Below are 5000 nucleotides of genomic sequence, written 5' to 3'. Positions count from 1 at the left end.
TAAGAGGTTCAGCAGGACTCTGCCGCCCACGTTTCTCTTTCTTCATTATTCAATTTTCAAAGAACAGACACCGCTTCACGCAATGTCGTGACCCGCTTCGCTTTTGGCTCCGGGGCCGTCCGAGTGTCGCTTACGCGGCTCTCTTGAATTTCGCTAAGGGCAGGCTTAGAAGCAAACTTCTTCGTCGCCAGCGGCGAGCCGCCCTCGTTCGTGAGGCGTATATAGTCGCCACCAATGAGAACTGTCAACAGAGATCAGCGATGTTTTTTCGATTTCTCGTGGAGTTATCCACTGGGCCGAAATTCGTGAGCTGGCTTGGCTGAATTGTGAGCGGTGTTCTGCCGCCGACCATTCCCGTGATGCGCCCCGAGGTCTCGGCGCTGAACGTGCATCATCGGCTTGAAAAACAACTGTTGCGCCTCGGTTGGCCACAGAGCAATTCCCTACCGGAGTGTCATTTAGAGCCGGTCCTCGAGCAATTCCGGCGTGATGTTCCGGCCAGCATAAAAGATGCCCAGGATCAGCACCCGCTCGCCCTCGACGGCGAAGGCAATGCTGACGGCACGCCGGTAACCGACAATCCGCAGCCCAGGCATGATCTCGACTCGCTCGGTGCCCCGCTGTGGAAAAGTCGACAAGCCGAGACAATGGTCGCGGATACCCGCAATGAAATTCCAGGCGATCGCCGGCGACGCACGCCCGGCTATATCATCGTAGAGTTGCTCCAGCTCGGCTTCCGCCTTGGGGTGGAAGACAATCCGATACTCCATCCCCTATCTGGCTTTCGCCTGCTTGGCGCTATGACGCGCCTCCAGCTGAGAGAAGACCGTGTCGGCAGGGATGCCCTTCGTCGGATCCTGCCGGAGTTCAGCCAGGCGCCCCGGTATCTCCTCGCGCAGCCACTTCTCCCGCTCCGCCTCGAAATCCTCGAGCATGCGCAGGCCCGCACGAACAACCTCGCTGGCATTGTTGTAGCGACCTGATTCGAGCTGCTTCCTGATGAAACTCTCGTAATGGTCATTCAAAGCGTAATTTGGCATTGGCAGCCTCCTTCAGGGGAATATGGGGGCACACGGAGAATGTAGCAATAGATATCAACTACTAGCAGTCTTGGTTGATTCGGCCGTGGTTCACCTTGCCGCGATTTTCCGCCAGCAGGATCGCTCTGTCGCTTGATTCGGCATGACCGAAATGCTGCCTCGGCCACGAGGGCCCCGCGATCGAGGATCGACGCGCAAGCTGATGCCGGGTGTGATTCTTTTGTGGCAGCCGTGCGCGAGAGGGGTGCAAAATCCAACCGGCTAAAATTTGTTTCGTATTTGGTTTCAGGGCTGGTCTTTGAGCCGGCGTCTTCAGCCTATGGCCCGCAGAGCGAGGCTGCCTTGTCGGCATCGGCATCACCGAAGCGCCAGGCGGCAAGCCCGGAAATAGGACCTCATCTTTTGCCGCGCTATACCCGCCTTTTGCGCTTCAATCCTTGGACCTGGTCGGGCATGAGAGGCAAGAAGCCCGCAGGCTTGGAGCTTGACGGGCTTTGCGTGCGGTTGAGCGGAGCGGATCAACGGCCGGCGTCAGCCAGAAACGCAAACAGCCCGCTTTGAACGGGCCGTTGATTTATTGATTTGGTCTTGGGGATGGGATTTGTCTCGTCCGCCCCGGTTCGGCTTATGCCGCCATGCCGGCGCGGGTGTTTCAATCCGCGGGTCATTGCCGGTCCCTTGAACGCAAACGCCCGCAGGCTTAGCCACGGGCGTTTTGATGTCCACATCCACGGCCACCATCAAGCGAATACAAAACAGCCCGCCGGCATTTTGCCTGGCGGGCTGATTGTGATGTTGGTTGCGGGGACAGGATTTGAACCTGTGACCTTCAGGTTATGAGCCTGACGAGCTACCGGGCTGCTCCACCCCGCGTTACCTTTGGTATAAGCCGAGGCTTACAAATAGCATGGCTTACAAATAGGTAGATGGCTCACCAACTGAAAGGGCCGCTTACGCGGCCCGTGGTTCCCGTTGGCGGGCCTAATCATAAAGAGAAGATTTCTCTCACATCCGATGTGAGATCAACGTGCGTTTAGCAGACCTGGCAGCGACCTACTCTCCCGCGTCTTGAGACGAAGTACCATCAGCGCTGGAGCGTTTCACGGCCGAGTTCGGAATGGGATCGGGTGCAGCCGCTCCGCCATAACCACCAGGTCGGCAAAACGCACGTTGTTCGAGAAGCTGGGTTAGGGATTAGGCAGTAGGGAATAGTGAGTAGGGGATACCCGCTCGCTATAGGCCTGCGCCATTTGCCCGTCTTTCCGTGCCAAGGCGACGTTTTCTACAGGACGCTTCGGGCATAAGCCCGCAAGCGCGACTGCGCGTCGCCGGTTTTCCGGCGCCCTCGCGGAGCATAGGCCCGTTAGGGCCGCTCATGCGTAAGCGCTGATAGGACCATTTGACTTCGTCAAATGGGCATAAGGAATGAGAACGATCAAGCCGATCGAACTATTAGTACCGGTAAGCTTCAAGCGTTGCCGCTCTTCCACACCCGGCCTATCAACGTGGTCGTCTTCCACGGTTCTCAGGGAATACTCGTTTTAAGGTGGGTTTCCCGCTTAGATGCCTTCAGCGGTTATCCCGTCCGGATATAGCTACCCTGCTATGCGGCTGGCGCCACAACAGGTCCACCAGAGATCCGTCCATCCCGGTCCTCTCGTACTAGGGACAGATCCTTTCAATATTCCTACACCCACGGCAGATAGGGACCGAACTGTCTCACGACGTTCTGAACCCAACTCACGTACCGCTTTAAATGGCGAACAGCCATACCCTTGGGACCTGCTCCAGCCCCAGGATGCGATGAGTCGACATCGAGGTGCCAAACAACCCCGTCGATATGGACTCTTGGGGGTCATCAGCCTGTTATCCCCGGCGTACCTTTTATCCGTTGAGCGATGGCCCTTCCACGCGGGACCACCGGATCACTATGACCGACTTTCGTCTCTGCTCGACTTGTCAGTCTCGCAGTCAGGCAGGCTTATGCCATTGCACTCAGCGAACGATTTCCGACCGTTCTGAGCCCACCATCGCGCGCCTCCGTTACTCTTTAGGAGGCGACCGCCCCAGTCAAACTACCCACCATACATTGTCCCGGACCCGGATAACGGGCCGCGGTTAGACATCCATAGTAATAAGGGTGGTATTTCAAGGGTGGCTCCACCTGAGCTGGCGCCCAGGTTTCAAAGCCTACCACCTATCCTACACATGCCACTACGAATGCCAATGTAAAGCTATAGTAAAGGTGCACGGGGTCTTTCCGTCTAACCGCAGGAACCCCGCATCTTCACGGGGAATTCAATTTCACTGAGTCTATGCTGGAGACAGCGGGGAAGTCGTTACGCCATTCGTGCAGGTCGGAACTTACCCGACAAGGAATTTCGCTACCTTAGGACCGTTATAGTTACGGCCGCCGTTTACTGGGGCTTCGATTCAGAGCTTGCACCCCTCCTCTTAACCTTCCAGCACCGGGCAGGCGTCAGACCCTATACGTCGTCTTGCGACTTCGCAGAGCCCTGTGTTTTTGATAAACAGTCGCTACCCCCTGGTCTGTGCCACCCTCCTCTACTTGCGTAGAAAAGGGTCACGCTTCTTCCGAAGTTACGCGTGCAATTTGCCGAGTTCCTTCAGCATAGTTCTCTCAAGCGCCTTGGTATACTCTACCAGACCACCAGTGTCGGTTTCGGGTACGGTTTATAAGGAGGAGCTATTTCCTGGAACCACGCAGCAGCCCGTTCAATCCGATAAGATTGGACTACCTCAATGATCCGTCACTACCTCCAAGCCCACGAATATTAACGTGGTTCCCATCGACTACGCGTTTCCGCCTCGTCTTAGGGGCCGGCTAACCCTGCTCAGATTAGCTTTAAGCAGGAACCCTTGGTCTTTCGGCGGGGGAGTCTCTCACTCCCCTTACGTTACTCATGTCAGCATTCGCACTTCTGATACCTCCACCACCCCTCACGGGTATGGCTTCATCAGCTTACAGAACGCTCCGCTACCGCTTGGCCCTTGCGGACCAAACCCTAAGCTTCGGTGTATGGCTTTAGCCCCGTTACATTTTCGGCGCAAAGACCCTTATTTAGACCAGTGAGCTGTTACGCTTTCTTTAAATGATGGCTGCTTCTAAGCCAACATCCTGGTTGTTTTGGGATCCTCACATCCTTTCCCACTTAGCCATAACTTGGGGACCTTAGCTGTAGGTCAGGGTTGTTTCCCTTTTCACGACGGACGTTAGCACCCGCCGTGTGTCTGCCGACTAGTACTCCCAGGTATTCGGAGTTTGGTTAGGTTTGGTAATCCGGTGAGGACCCCTAGCCCATCCAGTGCTCTACCCCCTGGGGTATTCGGTCGACGCTCTACCTAAATAGATTTCGCGGAGAACCAGCTATTTCCGAGTTTGATTGGCCTTTCACCCCTAGCCACAAGTCATCCCGAACTATTGCAACAGTTATGGGTTCGGTCCTCCAGTAAGTGTTACCTTACCTTCAACCTGCTCATGGCTAGATCACTCGGTTTCGGGTCTAATGCGACGAACTGAACGCCCTATTCAGACTCGCTTTCGCTGCGCCTACACCTAGCGGTTTAAGCTTGCTCGTCACACTAAGTCGCTGACCCATTATACAAAAGGTACGTGGTCACCCAGGACGAACCTTGGGCTTCCACTGTTTGTAGGCAATCGGTTTCAGGTACTCTTTCACTCCCCTTGTCGGGGTGCTTTTCACCTTTCCCTCACGGTACTAGTTCGCTATCGGTCATGCACGAGTACTTAGGCTTGGAGGGTGGTCCCCCCAATTTCAGACAGGATTTCACGTGTCCCGCCTTACTCGAGGACGATTGATTGCATTACGCGTACGGGGCTGTCACCCACTATGGCCCTACTTTCCAGAAGGTTCCGCTTGTCTCTCAATCGCCACTGGCCTGGTCCGGGTTCGCTCGCCACTACTTCCGGAGTCTCGG

2 protein-coding genes, 1 tRNA gene and 2 rRNA genes (1 of these 5 running past the window's edge) are annotated in these 5000 nt (G+C 55.7%); all 5 read right to left on the bottom strand.

Features of this window, described 5'->3' with window-relative positions:
• Nucleotides 1–458: 458 nt before the first annotated feature.
• Complete coding sequence (locus NKI73_RS17510; protein WP_352631777.1) at nt 459–770, bottom strand: type II toxin-antitoxin system RelE/ParE family toxin; 312 nt, start codon at nt 768–770, stop codon at nt 459–461.
• Nucleotides 771–773: 3 nt separating this feature from the next.
• A complete protein-coding gene (locus tag NKI73_RS17505) occupies nt 774–1040 on the bottom strand; it encodes a type II toxin-antitoxin system ParD family antitoxin (protein ID WP_352631775.1) in 267 nt (88 codons plus the stop codon).
• Nucleotides 1041–1836: 796 nt separating this feature from the next.
• Nucleotides 1837–1913: transfer RNA gene (locus NKI73_RS17500), tRNA-Met, on the bottom strand.
• 167 nt (nt 1914–2080) lie between these two features.
• Nucleotides 2081–2195: ribosomal RNA gene (gene rrf, locus NKI73_RS17495) — 5S ribosomal RNA — on the bottom strand.
• Between the two features lie 276 nt (nt 2196–2471).
• Nucleotides 2472–5000: ribosomal RNA gene (locus NKI73_RS17490) — 23S ribosomal RNA — on the bottom strand (it continues 292 nt past the right edge of the window).

It is taken from the genome of Mesorhizobium sp. M0496 (assembly GCF_040321205.1).
In the GTDB taxonomy this organism is placed as follows: domain Bacteria; phylum Pseudomonadota; class Alphaproteobacteria; order Rhizobiales; family Rhizobiaceae; genus Mesorhizobium.
This window is presented reverse-complemented; position numbering and strand designations above follow the sequence as displayed.